Below are 17,601 nucleotides of genomic sequence, written 5' to 3'. Positions count from 1 at the left end.
TGTGGGTGAAGGATTACAGGTAGTTATGTCTCCGGTTCAGATGGCTGCAGTGTTATCTGATAAAACAGTAACTGAAGCAGAAACACTGCAGAATCGGTTGTTGGGCGGACTCAGTGTAGCAATGAGTACTGTTGAACTCGCAGGGGCGACAATTCTGTGCGCAGCTCCAGACCCAAAGACGTTAACCAAAGCGGCTTGCATTGTCGTTGGTGCGCATGGCCTCGATAGCCTCAATGCCGCTATTGACCAGACTCTTTCTGGCCGAGACACCCGGACAGCGGCGTACCAGTTAGCTGTTGATACCGCCCGCCATCTTGGAGCTGATGAAAATACCGCAATTCATATTGGATTGACTGTCGATATCGCGGTGCCAGTGGCTTTTGGTCTTACCCTCGGTGCTGTCCGCGTCGCATCGGTTCGTGTCGGCAGAATTAGACTTATTGAACATGAATCTGCTGCTGGATATAAACCCGGTGGTCATACGCTCTCCCGCCATGTAGGGTTAAGTGAAGCAGACCTCAGAACACGATTAACCAACAGACCCACGCTCTCAGGAAGTAGTACTTTCTATAACAGACGCATTGCTGAGGATGCCATTTCCCGTGCGCTGAAATTTAACGCGTCTTATGTAGCTAACTGGGCCAAAACTGCACGAGCTGGCTCAAAATTGAACATCGATTTTTTTGCAGGCAAGGAAATTGGCTTTGGCATTGAGTCTGCGACTGGTCCCATGATCAAATCGCATAAAATGCGCGTTGTTCTTGAACTCCAGTTGTATAACAACAAACCTTACTATGTACTGACTGCTTTCCCGGTACTGAGATAAATCATGATTAATAAATTTTTAGATCACCTAATGGGTGCTTACTTTAACCAGGATTATGACCTGTTTGGCGAGACCATCGAAGAGGTGATGGAGGAATATCTGAAATGCGAAGGGCCAGAAAATGCAAAGGGGCTGATTGAGGATTGCAATAACTTCATCAACAGAAATGACGATGTGGAGCTTGAGTTTCTCAACTTATATAAGTTCGATTTTAACCCGTCTTTATGGGGGATTACCGCAAAGCAGTTCCTGACGATGATATCGACACAGGCTTCCCATTATCTGGATGTACAAAAGTAAGGGTCTTTTCAGGCTGGCGTTCCGGTATCTGTATTGCGGTAAATGGATGGCTGGGAAAGTATCGAAATGGTCCGTCGCTATGCCCACTTAGCACATAATCATTTAACTGAGCATGCTAAGCAAATTGGCTAACTTTTTGGGGTTGATGTCCCAAGTTTGTCCCACAAGGGTAATCAGGAGGGAGCGAAAGACGTGTAAATGCCTGATATTAAATGGCACGCCCTGTAGGATTCGAACCTACGACCTACGGCTTAGAAGGCCGTTGCTCTATCCAACTGAGCTAAGGGCGCACTGAGAAGAGTGAACTTCGCGGTGGTGAAACGCGAAGAATTATACGGTCAATGGCAGGTGAGTCAATGCCTTTTCCGTATTCGACCCTGAATAGGGCTAGTTGATTGTAAATATGACTGTTTTTTCAACATTCCCCGCTTTTCTTCCGTACACTTTAGCACTGCGAAAAGGCTTAGCTGCATTTAAGTAACGCCTGCTGTTTTCCTGAGCGCCAGCTCGTCACACTAGTGTGAGGTATCCCGGCCGCCTGGAGGCTGACAGACAACAGGACAATGGAGTGACAGCGCAAAACCTGATCGATACGTCCCCCGGCTTACAGCACCTCTCTCAGGACATTACGGGCATCAAACTTGAGCCTATCGTCGCCCTCTCCTCGCAGCGCCAGGTTGGGGTGGAAGTGTTGAGCGTCCTGTCAGCAACAGAGCAAAGCGAGGCATTTTTCACCGATCGGTCTGCGGAGTGGTCAATTGCGCTGCTTGAAGCGCAACTTGCCGCGCTAAAAAAGGCCCCGCACTGTCATAATCTTTACGTCAATTTGCCGATAACCGTATTCACACAGCCGGACGCTTTTCAACGGCTTATCCGGTTGCATGCCGCACCGCTGAATATTGAAATTGTCGACCCGGCACGCTTTCTGGCGCTGTCTGACGCAAAGCGGCAGGACGTTCTCCAGCGACTGCAACAGCTCAGAAGGCAAGGTCACGGTATCTGGCTGGACGATATTGATGAAGTAACCGTCCAACCATTTCTGTCCTGCCGGTTGCCGTTAACCGGCATAAAAATCGATAAGGAAGCATTCTGGCGTTTACGCGCCCCCCCTGCGCTCGGGCAACTGGTAACACGTTGCTTTCAGCTTGCCGACAAGGTGCTTATTGAAGGTATTGAGACTGAAAAGGATCGTATCCGGGCACAACAGGCAGGAGCAGGACTCGGCCAGGGGTACTACTGGCCGTCCTGGAAATGGCCGGAGGAATAAAAAGCCATTTCCAGGAGGGAAGCCATGCGAATGACAGTGCGCCGTTACCGGCGGCGGCGTACAGGAAGTGATGCACTGGGATTTACGCACTCGCCTTTTGCTCCCCCCTTTTTCGACCGACTCGAATTTTTGAGCCAGTCCATCCACCAGCACCGCAAAACAGACGCGCCCTTCATTATTCTGGTCACGGAAGATCATTTCCTGCGCACCGGTTTTCTGAACGGTCAGTTTCCCCTGAGCAGCTGTAGCGATTATCCGACGCTGGATGATGCCTTTCAGGCGCTGAACCAGTGGCCTGCTGCCCGTCTGGTGGTGGATATTGAAAGCCGTACCACGGCGCTTATGGAAAAGCTGGATCAGCTGCGAAGACACAGCCTGTATCCGCCGTATCTGACGCCGTATCTGTTGGTCAGGGCGGATAATTATGACACCCGTCTGTTCTGCAAAGCGGCAGGTCCGTTTCATGTCCTCGAACGCCAGTCAACGGCGGCGGCGCTCCAGCACAGCCTGATGGATATCACCCCCCCGCAGGGCTCCAGTAAAGAGTGGTTCTCGCGTGGCGAGTGGCCCATTTTACAGGAGCTGTCGCGGGGGAAGACGCTACGCCAGATCGCCCTGCTGCAGAACCGCCCCTATAGCCGCATTATCTATCGCCTGAGCTGCATTCTGGTAAAGCTCGGGCTGAGCCATCGCCAGGAACTGCTGCATCTTCTCAATAATCTCTCCGACTGCTCGTTTTACTCTTAACCTAACCCCTTCTTTCCTAAAGGCCTTTAGGAAATTACTTACCAAAAATGTTAATTTAATGTTAACTGTTAACACTAAAGTCGAAATTACAACTATTCCTAATTTTTGACTCTGAACCACGTGAAATATCAAAGAATACGTAAAGTGCAGCACTTTCATCCATGCGTTAAGGGATTGATGGTTCCGTTAACAGGATGATAATGATGTAAAAACAAGCAATTTGGCTGCATGTGCCAGGCGCACAAAGTGAAGGTCGCAGAAGATTTTGCTCTTCCGGCATAGTATTTTTCTGATATCGGGGAGAGGCATCGGGATGAGGATGAGACGCGCTATCTGTGCAAATTCACGCCACTTCAGCAGCAGCTGAGACGTTTTACTGCCCCGCTATTTCATTAACAATTTTGAAACATATAGTGGTATCTGTTATTTTTTGTTATTACATAAAGATGAAAAGATGCGGTAAATGGAATAACAGGATATTTCCGCTAAAATTAAAAAAATAGCCATTCAGATCCAGAAGATAATACAAACCAATAATTGTGAATTAATCTGCAGGCTTTTCGGAAAAAACTTACACGGTATAATAAGACGCGTACCAAATATGAATAAGAAAAACCTTTTTGCCGATACCAGCCAAATGAGAAGACCGCGCTGAGGCAATGACATTACCGCTACGTTAACAAGGATGCTTTCGCTCTTTCCAGGGAAATACCACCCTATAAGGATCTGCAAATTTATCCTTCCGGCATTTCGAGAGTTTGAACCAAACTCAGCATAACGCTTTTAACAATCTGAGGCATAAAAAATGAAACCGGCATCCGTTATCATTATGGACGAACACCCTATCGTCAGAATGTCGATAGAAGTCCTGCTACAGAAAAATAAAAATATCACAGTCAAACTGAAGTCTGGCGACAGCCACGAAGTCCTTGACTGTATCCGCAATCACGCCATCGATCTGGTGATCCTGGACATTGAACTCACGGGCACCGATGGCTTCGCTTTACTGAAACGAATCAGAAACTTAAACAAAGACATCAAGGTCTTGTTCCTCTCTTCCAAATCGGAATCCTTTTACGCGGGGCGCGCCATTCGTGCCGGTGCAAATGGGTTTGTCAGTAAACGAAAAGATTTGGGTGAGATCTACAACGCTGTGGAAATGATCCTGATGGGCTATTCTTTTTTCCCGTCAGAAACGCTGAACTTTATTAATCATCTGGGTTCAGGGAAAGGGATGGCGGCAGATATGCCATTATCGAATCGCGAGGTCACGGTATTGCGCTATCTGGCGAATGGATTATCGAATAAGGAAATTGCTGAACAACTACTATTAAGTAACAAAACCATTAGCGCGCACAAATCTAATATTTATTCCAAGCTCGGCGTGCAAAGCATTGTGGAATTAATCGATTACGCCAAGGCACACGAGCTGCTATAACCTGAATTCACTCCCTGCAGTTTATCTGAGCTGCAGGGAGTGCGGTCAGCGCTAATTATAATTAATCATAAAGGTAGCATCCGCATCGGCGCGTCCGGGCTGGGGGTTATCCGCAGTGGCAATATAATTAGCATAGAATGACAGCACGGCATTTCCCTGCGCATCCACCGTCACCGGCTGGCTGGCCTGCTGCAACGCCAGACGCGTTTTATCCGCATCCCTGATCTCCACCGCGACGTTATTCGCCGTGCTGGCATCGTTCAGCGCCAGCAATCCGCTGTCACTCCCGTCCGTTTTCCCGGAAAACGTAATCGATGCCGCGCCTGGCGGACAGCCGGTTAGCTTTAGCGTAAAAGGCATGGGCTGCGTACGACTCCCCGTGGTGCTGAGCTGTTTTGTCGGCCAGGTGCCCAGCGTAACAGTCTTGTCGCTGTCGTTACCCTCTGCCACGCAGGTAAAATCAACGATATTGCCGTACATCTGAATATTGATCTCGCCCAGCGCTGTGGCTGACCACGCATTTGCCTGACACATCGTCAGGGCCAGCGCAGCGAAAGGCCATTTCCAGTTCCGCATCTCTCCCCCTTAATCGTAATCCACGCGCAGATAGCCGCGAGAGGTGAACCGGCCTTCTGCTGGCTTATTCCCCGTAATGCTCACCGGCCAGACCCGGATCCCGACCTGCGCCTGGGCACTGTCATCCAGGCGGAACGGAATTTTACTGTTCAGGTTGTTAGGCGTCAGAGGCGTACCGCTATCGTTCGCCACGACAAACCCTAAATCCGGGTTATCGGAAACCAGCGCATTACCCGAAATTTTTTCCGCCTCGATGCGCATCGTCAGATACGCATTGGCCTCCACATTGGTGCACTTAATGGCAATGGTTTTGCTTTGGGGTGAGACATTCTGAGGACGATTGCCGGCCCCCGCCTGGCTGAACAACGACGCGCCAATATCACCAAAATCAAATTCCACCACCTGCCCGGCATTAATCGCACAGCTTTGAGGTACCTGAATGGTGCCGCTGTAGCTAATGGTATACACCGGGGTATTCAACGGGTCGGATGACGTGGTGGTCACATAGACGGTGAACATGGTTTGCTGAGGGATCACCACCATGTTGATAAACCGCCGCGTGACTCTCAGACGAAAGACCAGCTTCGAATCGGTGACAGGAAACGCCTTGTTGTTCGGAACGTTAGGGTGCTGCCCCATCTGGATGTAGTTTGCCGGCGGGTAGAAGGTGCCCGCGTAGTCATCGTGGATCTGCATTGCGCCATCAAGGTAGTCATTCAGCTTCACATACTTATAGCTATCAATCACCGTCGTTATCGGCAGGCTGGTGACGTAACTACGCATCGTGGACTTCCCGGTTGTACCTCTGGGGCAAATAGCATTAACGCCCACCAGCCCGGATTTTTGCGCAAGGGTCACAATCTGCCCCGGTTTGTTATTGGAACTGTTAAAGACGTTTGAAAGATCGTACGAGATATCCTTTGCCACGCCCGTAGAGTTCTGGCAGACCGTCGCCCACGCGGGCATCGTGCTGCAGAGCAGCGCTAAGCTAAACACATTGCGTAAACTGCGCATCTTTGGGTTCCTGTTAACGGTCACAGCTTGCCCCCGCCATGGTAATGGCCTGGTTTTGGCTTTCAGGCGATAAACGATAGTGCGCACGACACTGGGACTGCATCCCATTGCCCCACTGAATAAGCAACTCCCCTTCCAGCGGCAGGCCGCTCAGGTAAATCTGCCCGTCATCGCCCACCATGCTGGTGACCCCGCTCTGGGTTTCACGGACCACGGCACCAAACGGCACTGGCTGGTTGCCGCGCGTCACGGTCAGCAGGGCACGCACGCCAATACGGGTATCGAAGCTGGCGCGCACCAGCGCGCCTTTGGTCGGCACCACGCTGCTGACGTTATTTTCGATGTCGGTGTTGTTACTCATGGAGTTGGTATCCAGCGCCACGCGGTTATAGCGGTAGACGGTGGCATACGGCATCACCGCGTAGCCTCGCCAGTCGGTTTTCACCCCGGTCTGGTTTTCCACGCTGACACCCGATGCTCCCGGCGCTTTAATCAGGACGTTGGTATCCCCCAGCGGCTGGCTGAAAGTGACACCGTCGGCATGGCCCACCACCCCACCGGCGAGCTGCCAGTTGAGATCGTGCTGATCGCGCGCGTAGTTGTAGCCCACACCCAACGTGCCGTAGGTCGCCTGCCAGTTCGCGCTGGCGCTACCGCTTGAGCCGTTGGTACTGGTGTGCCCCTGCGTAACGCTGTAGTTCAGGTTGCGATCTTCCAGCAGGGTGCCGCTGACCCCGGTTTGCCAGCTGGTATCACCGTCGCTGTTGCGGCTGGCTGACGCCGTGGCGTAGGCGCGGTCGATGGCACTGTCCCGACGATACCCCTGACGGGTAAAGAGGCTGAACGGCACCGAGACGTTAAACGACGCGATCCGGTCCGTGCCCTCGATCCCGACGGACTTGTTCCACGACCATGACAGGGAGTAGTTGATCCCTTTTACGCCCCCGGCATAGCCGAGCTGATACCAGAGGTTCGACTGGCTGGTGCCCCAGTAGGTCTGCTCGCTGCCGGAAACATAGACTGAGCCGTAATCACCCAGCGACTGAGAGATATTGAGCTGGAAGCGCCCTTTTTTATTCCATGTCAGGTTGTGATAACTCTGTACGTCCGGCACGCCGTCATCATCCTGGCTGTCGGCATACTGATAGCCTTCCATCGAACGCCAGGCCACATCATCCAGGGTGTAAAACCCTTTCGTGGAGTAGCGATAGCCCAGCAGCTGGAAGTTGGTGCCGAATCCGTTAAGTGATTTTGCATACAGGAAACGCAGGGACTGGCCTTCATGGCGGCTGTCGTCCGCCAACTGGCTGCGGGCATGGGTGACATCGACGGACACCGCGCCCCAGTCACCGAGGTTTTTCCCGGCACCAATGGCCACTGCGGTATAGCGCGACGCCAGCTGCGTACCGCCGTACAGGGTGAAGCCATTGGCAAGACCGGTAATCAGCGTGCCCTGGGTAAAGAACGGCGTGTCCTGATCGCTGTTACCGCTGCGGTAATCCCCTGCCACGAGGTCATATTTCCAGCGTCCTTCACGCTGCAGCAGCGGCACGGTGGAGTACGGCACGGTATAGCGTTGCTGGCTACCGTCTTTCTCTTCCACCGTCACCTCCAGATCGCCGCTTGAGGAGGTGGGGTTCAGATCGGTGATGGCAAACGCACCAGGCTGGACGTAGCTCTGATAGATAACGTAGCCGTTCTGGCGAACGACCACTTTGGCTGGCGTCCGGGCGATACCGCGCACGGTTGGCGCGTAGCCCTGCAGGCTGTCCGGGTACATGCTGTCGGACGAGAACAGCCGCCCGCCGCGAAAACCGACGCTGTCAAAGACATCATTGCCGGTATTGCTGTCGCCCAGCACCAGTTCGCTTTTGAGGGGAATGACGGTACGCTGCGCCCAGGTGCCAATGTTCTGCCAGTTACTGTGCCGCTGGCCGTTGTTCTGCGTATAACGCCAGGCACCGTTATTGCGTAAACGCCAGGCGCCATAGTTCAGCCCGCTCTGCAGGTTCAGATAGTAGCTGTCGTCCTCGCTTCCCCGGTTGCCGGTAAAGCTGTAGTTCAACAGCGCGGCGGGGATCCCTTCATCCCACTGTTCAGGCGGGATATAGCCACGGGCGCTGTTCTGCATCGCCACCTGCGGCAGGCTGATATTCAGACGCTGTGAGGCGAAGTTAAACGCGACCAGGCTCCCGGGGATCGCTTTTGCCAGCGGGACACAGGTATCGCCCTGCACGTTAACCAGATCGGGAAACGCGGCGATGTTAACGCCAAACCGCTCCAGCATTTTACGCGTGATGCACGGCGCCAGCCCACCCGCGACCGGGGGTGTATCGTCGGCCTGCTCAAAGCGCACGTCCTGGGTCGCGATAAACTCATCGTTGCGCCAGATATCCACGCGATACACGCCGGGTGCCTGCTGATGACCTTGTTCAAAACGCGATAAATCCGCCACGCTGGCGGTATCGTCGGACAAAAAGGCCGGATTAAAGTAGCTTTCGCTCCAGCCCGCCTGCGGCCAGAGCGTTGCCATCAGCGCCAGTGCAACCGGGCAGTAACGCCATTGATGATTATTCATCGCCCTGACTCTGCTCACAGGTTGACGCTACGCGCCGGAGTAATGGCACCGTAGTCATTGACGCTCTGCCAGGAGAGCGTACCGCCCGCACCGGCCGGCAGCGTCTGCTGCGCCGAGTTCTTTGGCGCGATCATAATGTTGTCCAGCGTCTGACCGCCCAGCTTCAGATTGACCAGCGTGATGTAATACGGTGACGCGTTGCTGATCTTCAGATGGGTGCCAACACGCTCAAAGCGCAACTGAGAGAGCGCCTCTTCCGGCTGCATCGCCAGATTGTTCGGGCGCACAAACAGCTTGATACGCGACAGGATGGCCAGTTGCAGCACGTTGTTGTTTTCGGTTTTGGCTTTGTTCACTGACGGGATCGCTTTCACGTTCATGTAAAAGAGCGATTCACGATCGGCGGGCAGCGCGGGGCCGGCATAAATAATGCGCAGGGTGTTTTCGCTGTCCGGTTCACTGACAAACAGCGGAGGCGTAACGGCAAAGGTCTTTTCCTTTTGCCCGTTCGCATTTTCGATCCATGCGTTTATTAAATAGCGTTCTTGTTTGTTGCTGTTGGTGATCGCCAGTGAAGTTTGTTTAGCATCTGCCGGATAAATAACGCGCGTGGCTCCGAGTGCAATACCACCGGACGCATTCGCGCATGCAGAAACCATCATTAAAATAAACGATAAAATCAGTCCTGGTTTAATTAGCGTATTCATCAAAACCGTACCTTTAATAATGTGTTCGCAGGTGTTATGGATAAATCAACGTAAACCAGACATCCGACTGAATATTGCCTGGCACAAGGTGTTCGGAAATAGCGCGATAACGGGCGCTAAAATGAAACGCAAGCTCGCGGGTCTCAATCGGCAGCCAGTTGACCGCCGTGGCGTTGGGGATAATCTGACGCTGTTGTTCGTCAAAGAGCGCCAGCCCCACCCCGCTGCTGATGGGTGTTTCACCTGGCCGCGATGTCGCCAGAAAAACCTGCGGATCTTCTGCGGGCGTGATGCCCTGAAACTGGATCCCGACGGTGCGTGAGACATCCACGCTGCAATCCAGCAGCCGCACGGTGAAAGGCACATTAACCGTAGAAAAACTGCCCACCCCGGAAAATGAGTTGGTTCGGTACTGCCCCATGTCGATGCGCATATTCTGGCTGTCCGGCGCCACGGCGCAGCCGCCGTTCACCAGTTCACCTCTGAGGTGTACTTTGCCGCCGTCAATCACCACCGTATGGGCGAATGCCTGAGAAGCCATCGCAAGGGTTAACAGCAGTAGTGTTCCTGTCCTTGTCATCCTTCGTTCCTGGCCTGAGCGTATAACGGGCCTCATCCGTGAGGCCAAAACATCCCTGTACGGCGGAATTATTCGTATTTCATAACGAAAGTGGCGTCAGCGTTCGCCTGGCCTGGTTCAGTGGTCGCCGCCGTTGCTTTATAACGCGCGCTGAAGTTCAGGGTGTTGGTACCCTGGATCAGGTTCTGCGCTGCAGAGAAGGTGGCACCGTCTGGGGTCAGAACGCTGGATTTGCTGTCGAGGATCTCGATACCAACACCTTTCGCGGTGTTGTCGTTGCTACCGGAAGTCACTGCCAGCAGGGTTTTGTCGGTCGCGTCGATCTGACCGGTAAACGCTACAGCAGCCGTTTTCGCCACCAGCGGATCGCAATCGTTCAGTTCGATGGTGAATGGAATATTAGACGTCGTGTCACCCACTTTGGTGAATTTCGCGGTACGGTATTGACCGAGATTAACAGTCTGCTCGGAAGAATCGGTATTTACTGAACATGCAGCATTAACCAGTTCACCTTTAAAATGCACGGTACCGCCATTTACAGAAACTGGCGTAACCGGATCCGCAGCGTGAGCGGCACCCGCGACCAGGGCCAGTGAAGCAATAACAGTAGAAGCAATGTTGCTGAGTTTCATGTCTATTCCTTTAAAATGTAAATAACCCTTCCCGCGAATTATCGGGAATAAGAAATACGTTCAATTGAAAAATTGAAAGCTTATTTCGGAGGAGACAAAGTAGCTCAGGAAACTATTTTTAAATATGTCAAAACGCTGCCATTTTACCAGGTCACATCCTAATCCCGCCTAAGAAATTGACCATCATCCGGGAAGGGTCTTTACGCCCGCCGGAGGAAAACTCGCAAAGGGTGACTGACAGCGGCGCTCGCTTCTGACAAAATACAGGCCATCCCCCCTTTCAAACGTTACAGACGGAATCTTCTCTCTGATGGCAGCAAAGATTATTGACGGTAAAACGATTGCGCAGCAGGTGCGCTCTGAGGTCGCGGAAAAAGTTAAGGCGCGTAAAGCGGCTGGATTTCGCGCACCAGGGCTCGCCGTTGTGCTGGTTGGTAGCAACCCGGCATCGCAGATTTATGTCGGCAGCAAGCGCAAAGCGTGTGAAGAGGTGGGGTTCGTCTCCCGCTCTTACGATTTGCCAGAAACCACCACCGAAGCAGAACTGCTGGAACTTATTGACACCCTGAATGCCGATAAAGAGATCGACGGTATTCTGGTCCAGCTGCCGCTGCCGGCAGGCATCGACAACGTGAAGGTGCTGGAGCGTATCGCGCCGGATAAAGACGTGGACGGTTTCCACCCGTACAACGTTGGCCGTCTGTGCCAGCGCGCGCCGCGCCTGCGTCCCTGCACCCCGCGCGGTATCGTGACGCTGCTGGAGCGTTATAACATCGACACCTACGGTCTGAATGCCGTAGTAATTGGCGCCTCCAACATCGTGGGCCGTCCGATGAGCATGGAGCTGCTGCTGGCCGGCTGCACCACCACCGTGACCCACCGCTTCACCAAGAACCTGCGTCATCACGTTGAGAACGCCGATCTGCTGATCGTCGCGGTCGGTAAGCCAGGCTTCATTCCTGGGGAATGGATTAAGGAAGGGGCAATTGTCGTGGACGTCGGGATTAACCGTCTGGAAAACGGCAAAGTGGTCGGCGACGTGGTTTACGAAGACGCCGCGGCGCGTGCCTCTTACATCACCCCGGTGCCGGGCGGCGTAGGCCCGATGACCGTTGCCACCCTGATTCAGAATACCTTGCAGGCATGCGAGGAGTATCACGACGTAGAGGACGCGTAATATGGCGACATTTTCATTAGGTAAACACCCACACGTTGAACTGTGCGATCTGCTGAAGCTGGAAGGCTGGAGCGAAAGCGGCGCGCAGGCCAAGATCGTGATTGCCGACGGGCAGGTTTTCGTCGACGGCGTGGTAGAAACCCGTAAGCGCTGCAAGATTGTTGCCGGTCAGACTGTCAGCTTTGACGGCCAGAGCGTGACGGTTACGGCCTGAGTCTTTTGATGCCCTCACCCTAACCCTCTCCCACAGGGAGAGGGGATGACAATCCCCCCATACCCATCACGGTTAATTATCGATCAACTTCAAATAATCACTATTTCATCTGCTGAAAAGTGAAAATTGAGTTGCGCGTTTTTCACGCTTTGCCCACGATAAGTAGAACGTTCTACTAAAACGTTCTACTTACAATAACAGCGCCAAAAAAAGCGCTTCTCGGGGGAAATCAGCATGAGTCTGATATCAGGGTTTGTTAAATCGCTGTCTAAGTTATCGATGATTGGTCGCGCCTTAATGCTGCCAATTTCACTGCTTCCCGCTGCGGGCCTGCTGCTGGCCTTTGGCGATAAGTTTCACCTGCCGCTGATGATGAACGCGGGTGGGGTTATCTTTGATAACCTGCCGATGCTGTTTGCCATTGGCTCCGCCGTAGGTCTGGCATCGGAATCCGGCATTGCCGCGCTGTCTGCCGCCGTCTCGGTGTTTGTCACCAATATCACCATCAGTACCGTGCTGAGCATCACGCCAGAAATGGCCTCTCAGGGCGGAAAATACGCCATGGTGGTCGGCATCCCGACGCTGCAGATGGGCGTCTTTGGCGGGCTGATCTGCGGTATTCTGGCGGCGTGGTGCTATAACCGTTTCCACACTATGCAACTGCCGGAGTTCCTCGGCTTCTTCTCCGGCAAACGCTTTGTGGCGATTGCCACGGCGTTTCTCTCGTTCCTGCTCGGCCTGCTGCTGCCCTACGTCTGGCAACACATCCAGGCCGGTATCGACGCGCTCTCCGTGGTGGTGAACGGCGATAATCAGGCCGCCTCGACCTTTATCTTCGGCCTGGTCGAACGTGCGCTGATCCCGCTCGGTCTGCACCACATCTGGTATCCCTCTTTCTGGTACTCATTTGGTGATTACACCACCCAGGCAGGCCAGGTGATCCACGGCGACCAGACCATCTGGTTCAAGATGCTGGAAGAAGGGGTGAAATCCTTCAGCAGCGACACTTACCAGAACGCCGGTAAGTTCATGCAAGGGGAATTCCCGCTGATGCTGTTCGCACTGCCTGCGGCGTGTCTGGCGATGTATCATGAAGCACACACCAAAAATAAGAAAATCGCGGCCGGTATTCTGTTCTCTGCGGCACTCACCTGCTTCCTGACGGGGATCACCGAACCGGTGGAATTCACGTTCATCTTCGTTGCGCCGATCCTCTACGTCTTCAACGCCATTATGGCGGGTCTGGCGTACATGACCATGTATCTGCTGCACGCCCATATCGCCAAGTCGTTCTCAGCAGGCTTTATCGATTATCTGTCGTTCGGGATCCTGCCGTCATTTAACGGCTATCAGACCAACTTCCTCAATGCCATTATCATTGGTATTCCGATGGGCCTGATTTATTACTTCACCTTCCGTTTCGTGATCCGTCGCTTTGACGTGAAAACGCCGGGCCGTACCGAAGTAACCGCCAGCGCGGATGATAAATCCGATTCTGAACTCGCCACCGAAATCATTACCCTGCTGGGCGGTGCGCACAACATCGACTCCGTTGGCTCCTGTATCACCCGTCTGCGCCTGGAAGTGGCAAAAAGCGATGCGGTGGATAAAGATGGCCTGAACGGGCTCGGCGCGCGCGGCGTGGTCTTCGTGGGTGATAACGGAATTCAGGTGATTTTCGGTGCCAGAGCACAGTTTATCGCCCAGACCATGTCCACCATGATTGGCAAATAATAAGATGCCGGAACGACACGTCTCCTGTAGGCTGAGAGACGTGTCGTATCTGGCTGATAATCGGTAAATTTCAGGGAGCGGTTTTGAAGAAAGTCAGCATCATTGATGTCGCAAAGCACGCGGGGGTGTCGGTCTCTACCGTATCGCTGGTGCTGCGTCAGAAAGGGAAAATCTCCGAAGCAACGATCGAGAAGGTCAATGCCGCCATCACGACGCTGGGCTATGTTCATAACGTTGCCGCTGCCAACCTTCGCGCCAACACCTCCAACCTGATCGGCCTGATCCTGCGTGATTTTAGCGACAGCTTTTCCATCAAAGTCATGGCGAGTATCGTCCAGGAGCTGGAGAAGCAGGGGTATATGGTTTTTCTCGGCCAGCCGCTGAACGATCGGGAACATTTAGAGCGTACTCTGCTCTCCTTTAAGCAACAGGGCGTGGCGGGCGTGATCTATCTCGCCTCTGATACGCGCTCCTCAACCCTGCCGGAGCAGATCCGCCAGTGTCCGCTGCCGCTGGTGGTGGTCTCGCAGTCTCTGTTGGATGAAAAATGCAACCTGGTGATGCGCGATAACCGCCAGGCGGCGAACCTGGCCGCGCGCTATCTTATTGAACGTGGGCACCGCAACATCGCCTACATTGGCGGGCGGGAAGGCTGTCTTATTCGCGAGCAACGCCTGCTCGGATTTCGCAGCGCAATGACCCAGAACGGGCTGGTGTGGCGCGATGAAAGCTCCCCGGCCTGCAGCGATGACACGCAAGCCGCGGCGATGGCGACCCGCCAGTTGCTCGAGAAAAACAACACCATCACCGCCCTGCTCTGCCATTCACCGGATGCGATGATCGGCTGCATTAGCGGTATTCATCAGGTGGGCCGCACCGTGGGAAAAGACGTATTTCTGACGCAGCAGGTCGCACTGGTGGGCTTTGAAGATATGCTGCACGTCAACCTGACCTCGCCGTCGTTTACCTATGTCTCCTCCGCCAGTGACGAGACAGGCCGCCAGGCGGCGGGTCTTATCATCCGTAAGCTGAAAGAGCCAGAGCTGCAGACGCAGCGCATTACCCTCTCCGGCCAGCTTATCGCGCGGGAATCGGCGTAAAAATCGGAATTTAGCACAGGTCAGTTCCAGCGAAATCGCTGCTATATTGCCATGATTTGTCATGGAAAATTACGATGCCTACCGTTATCACTCACGCTGCTGTTCCGCTTTGCCTGGGCTTAGGTCTGGGAACCCGGGTTATCCCTCCCCGCCTGCTTTTCGCCGGTGTCGTGCTCGCAATGCTGCCCGATGCCGACGTGCTGGCGTTTAAGTTCGGCGTTGCTTACGGCAACGTTTTCGGCCATCGCGGCTTTACCCATTCACTGCTGTTTGCCTTCGTGGTGCCGATACTCTGCGTACTGTTCGGGCGACGATGGTTCAGGGCAAGTTTGACGCGCTGCTGGCTGTTTTTAACCGTGTCGCTGCTGTCGCACAGCCTGCTCGATTCCATCACCACCGGCGGGAAAGGCGTCGGCTGGCTGTGGCCGTGGTCAGATGAACGGTTCTTTGCGCCGTGGCAGGTGATCAAGGTCGCGCCGTTTGCGCTGTCTCGCTACACCACGCCGTACGGGCATCAGGTGATTATCTCTGAACTGCTGTGGGTATGGCTGCCGGGGGTGGTGCTGATGGGATTGTTGTGGTGGCGAAAGCGTGCGCGCTGATGCCCTCACCCCGGCCCTCTCCCACAGGGAGAGGGTTAGGGTGAGAGGAAAATTACTTACGGCGCCAGGTGGTCCCCTGAGGGCCATCTTCCAGGATGATCCCCATCTCGGTCAGACGGTTACGCGCCGCATCTGCTGCCGCCCAGTCTTTAGCCTGACGGGCTTCGAGACGTGCGTTAATCAGCGCTTCAATCTCCGCCACTTCACCGTCATCCGCCTGTGCGCCGCTCTGCAGGAAGGCATCAGGCTCCTGCTCCAGCAGGCCGAGCACGGAAGAGAGTTTGCGCAGGTGAGAAGCCAGCGCATTCGCTGCCGCCATATCTTCTGACTTCAGACGGTTGACTTCACGCGCCATGTCGAACAGCACGGAGTAGGCTTCCGGCGTGTTGAAATCATCGTTCATCACCTCAACAAAACGGGCCTCGAACGCCTCGCCACCCGCAGCCTCCACGGACTTGTCGGTACCGCGCAGCGCGGTGTACAGACGCTCCAGCGCCGAGCGCGCCTGTTTCAGGTTCTCTTCGCTGTAATTCAGCTGGCTGCGGTAGTGACCGGACATCAGGAAGTAACGTACGGTTTCCGCATCGTAATACTTCAGCACGTCACGTACGGTGAAGAAGTTGCCCAGCGATTTAGACATCTTCTCGCGATCAACCATCACCATCCCGGAGTGCATCCAGTAGTTCACATACTCGCCGCCGTGCGCACAGGTGGACTGCGCGATTTCGTTTTCGTGGTGCGGGAACATGAGGTCTGAACCGCCGCCGTGAATATCGAAGTGTTTGCCCAGCTGTTTGCAGTTCATCGCCGAGCACTCAATGTGCCAGCCTGGACGCCCTTCACCCCATGGAGATGGCCAGCTTGGTTCACCCTCTTTGGACATCTTCCACAGCACGAAGTCCATTGGGTTACGCTTCACGTCGACCACGTCAACGCGCGCGCCGGCCTGAAGCTGGTCAAGATCCTGACGGGACAACGAGCCGTAGGTGGGATCGGTTGGCACCGAGAACATCACGTCGCCATTGTCCGCAACGTACGCATGACCGCGTGCGATCAGCTTTTCAGTGATGTCGATAATTTCATGAATATGGTGGGTTGCACGCGGCTCGCTGTCCGGGCGCAAAATGTTTAACGCGTCGAAATCTTTGTGCATCTCAACGATCATACGATCCACCAGCGCGACAAAGCTTTCGCCATTTTCATTAGCGCGCTTGATGATTTTGTCGTCAATATCGGTGATGTTGCGCACGTACTTCAGGTTATACCCGAGGAAACGCAGGTAACGAGACACCACGTCGAACGCGACAAAGGTACGGCCATGGCCGATATGACAGAGATCGTAAACCGTAATACCACACACGTACATGCCGACTTCCCCGGCATGGATAGGTTTAAATTCCTCTTTCTGGCGCGTCATTGTATTAAAGATTTTTAACATCGAAGATTCCATGTAAACACGTGTGTGGACGAAAACCGGGTATTCTACCCGTAATTCAAACCCGAAGCAGCACACAATGCAAGGTGATCGCATCCTGTGGTTATGCTATAACAGGCCCCTATATATGACCCGAACGCGGGTCGACGTACCACAATAACGGAACAGGATGCAAAAATGGTTACTTTCCACACTAATCATGGCGATATCGTAATCAAAACCTTTGATGACAAAGCGCCTGAAACAGTTAAAAACTTCCTGGACTACTGCCGCGAAGGTTTCTACAACAACACCATCTTCCACCGTGTGATCAACGGTTTTATGATCCAGGGCGGCGGTTTTGAACCTGGCATGCGCCAGAAAGAAACCAAAGAAGCGATCAAAAACGAAGCCAACAACGGTCTGAAAAACACCCGTGGCACGCTGGCGATGGCGCGTACTCAGGCACCTCACTCAGCCACCGCGCAGTTCTTCATCAACGTGGCTGACAACGACTTCCTGAACTTCTCCGGCGAAAGCCTGCAGGGTTGGGGCTACTGCGTATTCGCAGAAGTGGTTGAAGGTATGGACGTGGTCGACAAGATCAAAGCCGTTTCCACCGGCCGCAGCGGCATGCATCAGGACGTTCCAAAAGAAGACGTTGTGATTACCAGCGTGACCGTCAGCGAGTAATT

General features: G+C 53.8%; 18 protein-coding genes, 1 tRNA gene and 1 pseudogene. 12 read left to right on the top strand and 8 right to left on the bottom strand.

Going from position 1 to position 17,601, the window contains the following annotated elements; genetic code table 11:
- Position 1: 1 nt before the first annotated feature.
- The 3 genes and pseudogenes from ACTJJI_RS01410 to ACTJJI_RS01400 form a co-directional block, all read left to right on the top strand.
- A complete protein-coding gene (locus ACTJJI_RS01410) occupies positions 2–826 on the top strand; it encodes an RNase A-like domain-containing protein (RefSeq protein ID WP_440652766.1) in 825 nt (274 codons plus the stop codon).
- Between the two features lie 3 nt (positions 827–829).
- Positions 830–1,126, top strand: a complete 297-nt coding sequence (locus ACTJJI_RS01405) for a contact-dependent growth inhibition system immunity protein (RefSeq protein WP_014830947.1) — start codon at positions 830–832, stop codon at positions 1,124–1,126.
- 9 nt (positions 1,127–1,135) lie between these two features.
- Positions 1,136–1,258: pseudogene (locus ACTJJI_RS01400) on the top strand (integrase); the annotation flags it as partial.
- Positions 1,259–1,339: 81 nt separating this feature from the next.
- On the opposite strand, the gene ACTJJI_RS01395 reads toward ACTJJI_RS01400, so the two are convergent.
- Positions 1,340–1,416, bottom strand: a tRNA-Arg gene (locus tag ACTJJI_RS01395).
- 278 nt (positions 1,417–1,694) lie between these two features.
- Here ACTJJI_RS01395 and ACTJJI_RS01390 point away from each other — a divergent pair.
- The 3 genes from ACTJJI_RS01390 to fimZ all read left to right on the top strand — a co-directional run bounded on the left by ACTJJI_RS01390 (position 1,695) and on the right by fimZ (position 4,578).
- Positions 1,695–2,393 (top strand): EAL domain-containing protein, encoded by a 699-nt coding sequence (locus ACTJJI_RS01390; RefSeq protein ID WP_192544000.1) that lies wholly within the window; start codon positions 1,695–1,697, stop codon positions 2,391–2,393.
- A 24-nt stretch (positions 2,394–2,417) separates the two neighbouring features.
- Positions 2,418–3,140, top strand: a complete 723-nt coding sequence (locus ACTJJI_RS01385; RefSeq protein WP_182381432.1) for a helix-turn-helix transcriptional regulator — start codon at positions 2,418–2,420, stop codon at positions 3,138–3,140.
- Positions 3,141–3,945: 805 nt separating this feature from the next.
- Complete coding sequence (gene fimZ / locus ACTJJI_RS01380; RefSeq protein WP_014830944.1) at positions 3,946–4,578, top strand: fimbria biosynthesis transcriptional regulator FimZ; 633 nt, start codon at positions 3,946–3,948, stop codon at positions 4,576–4,578.
- Positions 4,579–4,629: 51 nt separating this feature from the next.
- Here the strand turns inward: fimZ and sfmF are convergent, their stop codons facing one another.
- From sfmF to fimA, 6 genes are all read right to left on the bottom strand, one after another.
- Complete coding sequence (sfmF, locus tag ACTJJI_RS01375) at positions 4,630–5,154, bottom strand: fimbria assembly protein (RefSeq protein ID WP_046888536.1); 525 nt, start codon at positions 5,152–5,154, stop codon at positions 4,630–4,632.
- A gap of 9 nt (positions 5,155–5,163) precedes the next feature.
- Positions 5,164–6,168, bottom strand: a complete 1,005-nt coding sequence (fimH, locus tag ACTJJI_RS01370; protein WP_014830942.1) for a type 1 fimbria D-mannose specific adhesin FimH — start codon at positions 6,166–6,168, stop codon at positions 5,164–5,166.
- A gap of 13 nt (positions 6,169–6,181) precedes the next feature.
- Positions 6,182–8,746, bottom strand: coding sequence for a fimbrial biogenesis usher protein (locus tag ACTJJI_RS01365; protein WP_014830941.1), 2,565 nt, complete (start codon positions 8,744–8,746; stop codon positions 6,182–6,184).
- Between the two features lie 14 nt (positions 8,747–8,760).
- Positions 8,761–9,453 carry a type 1 fimbria chaperone FimC gene (gene fimC / locus ACTJJI_RS01360; RefSeq protein ID WP_046888533.1) on the bottom strand — a complete coding sequence of 231 codons (693 nt, stop codon included), beginning with the start codon at positions 9,451–9,453 and terminating at the stop codon, positions 8,761–8,763.
- A gap of 34 nt (positions 9,454–9,487) precedes the next feature.
- Positions 9,488–10,033 (bottom strand): type 1 fimbrial protein subunit FimI, encoded by a 546-nt coding sequence (fimI, locus tag ACTJJI_RS01355; RefSeq protein ID WP_440652763.1) that lies wholly within the window; start codon positions 10,031–10,033, stop codon positions 9,488–9,490.
- 68 nt (positions 10,034–10,101) lie between these two features.
- Positions 10,102–10,665, bottom strand: a complete 564-nt coding sequence (fimA, locus tag ACTJJI_RS01350; RefSeq protein ID WP_014830938.1) for a type 1 fimbrial major subunit FimA — start codon at positions 10,663–10,665, stop codon at positions 10,102–10,104.
- Positions 10,666–10,975: 310 nt separating this feature from the next.
- Between fimA and folD the strand changes: the two genes are divergently transcribed.
- The 5 genes from folD (at position 10,976) to ACTJJI_RS01325 (ending at position 15,492) form a co-directional block, all read left to right on the top strand.
- The gene (folD, locus tag ACTJJI_RS01345) at positions 10,976–11,842 is read left to right on the top strand and encodes a bifunctional methylenetetrahydrofolate dehydrogenase/methenyltetrahydrofolate cyclohydrolase FolD (protein ID WP_013095929.1); all 867 of its coding nucleotides are present in this window, start codon (positions 10,976–10,978) and stop codon (positions 11,840–11,842) included.
- A 1-nt stretch (position 11,843) separates the two neighbouring features.
- Positions 11,844–12,056, top strand: a complete 213-nt coding sequence (gene ybcJ / locus ACTJJI_RS01340) for a ribosome-associated protein YbcJ (RefSeq protein WP_014830937.1) — start codon at positions 11,844–11,846, stop codon at positions 12,054–12,056.
- 234 nt (positions 12,057–12,290) lie between these two features.
- Complete coding sequence (locus ACTJJI_RS01335) at positions 12,291–13,790, top strand: PTS transporter subunit EIIC (RefSeq protein WP_014830936.1); 1,500 nt, start codon at positions 12,291–12,293, stop codon at positions 13,788–13,790.
- Between the two features lie 83 nt (positions 13,791–13,873).
- The gene (gene malI / locus ACTJJI_RS01330; RefSeq protein WP_020685029.1) at positions 13,874–14,890 is read left to right on the top strand and encodes a Mal regulon transcriptional regulator MalI; all 1,017 of its coding nucleotides are present in this window, start codon (positions 13,874–13,876) and stop codon (positions 14,888–14,890) included.
- Positions 14,891–14,964: 74 nt separating this feature from the next.
- Complete coding sequence (locus ACTJJI_RS01325; RefSeq protein WP_014830934.1) at positions 14,965–15,492, top strand: metal-dependent hydrolase; 528 nt, start codon at positions 14,965–14,967, stop codon at positions 15,490–15,492.
- Between the two features lie 52 nt (positions 15,493–15,544).
- On the opposite strand, the gene cysS is transcribed toward ACTJJI_RS01325, so the two are convergent.
- Positions 15,545–16,930: a cysteine--tRNA ligase gene (cysS, locus tag ACTJJI_RS01320; RefSeq protein WP_014830933.1), complete on the bottom strand. Its 1,386-nt coding sequence runs from the start codon at positions 16,928–16,930 to the stop codon at positions 15,545–15,547.
- 174 nt (positions 16,931–17,104) lie between these two features.
- On the opposite strand from cysS, the gene ppiB reads away from it, so the two are divergent.
- Positions 17,105–17,599: a peptidylprolyl isomerase B gene (gene ppiB / locus ACTJJI_RS01315; RefSeq protein ID WP_000256009.1), complete on the top strand. Its 495-nt coding sequence runs from the start codon at positions 17,105–17,107 to the stop codon at positions 17,597–17,599.
- Positions 17,600–17,601 lie beyond the last annotated feature (2 nt).

The sequence above is a fragment of the Enterobacter sp. 22466 genome, from assembly GCF_052044775.1.
GTDB classification, from domain to species: domain Bacteria; phylum Pseudomonadota; class Gammaproteobacteria; order Enterobacterales; family Enterobacteriaceae; genus Enterobacter; species Enterobacter dissolvens.
The sequence above is the reverse complement of the archived record's forward strand: the minus strand, read 5'-3'. Positions and strand labels throughout refer to the sequence as shown.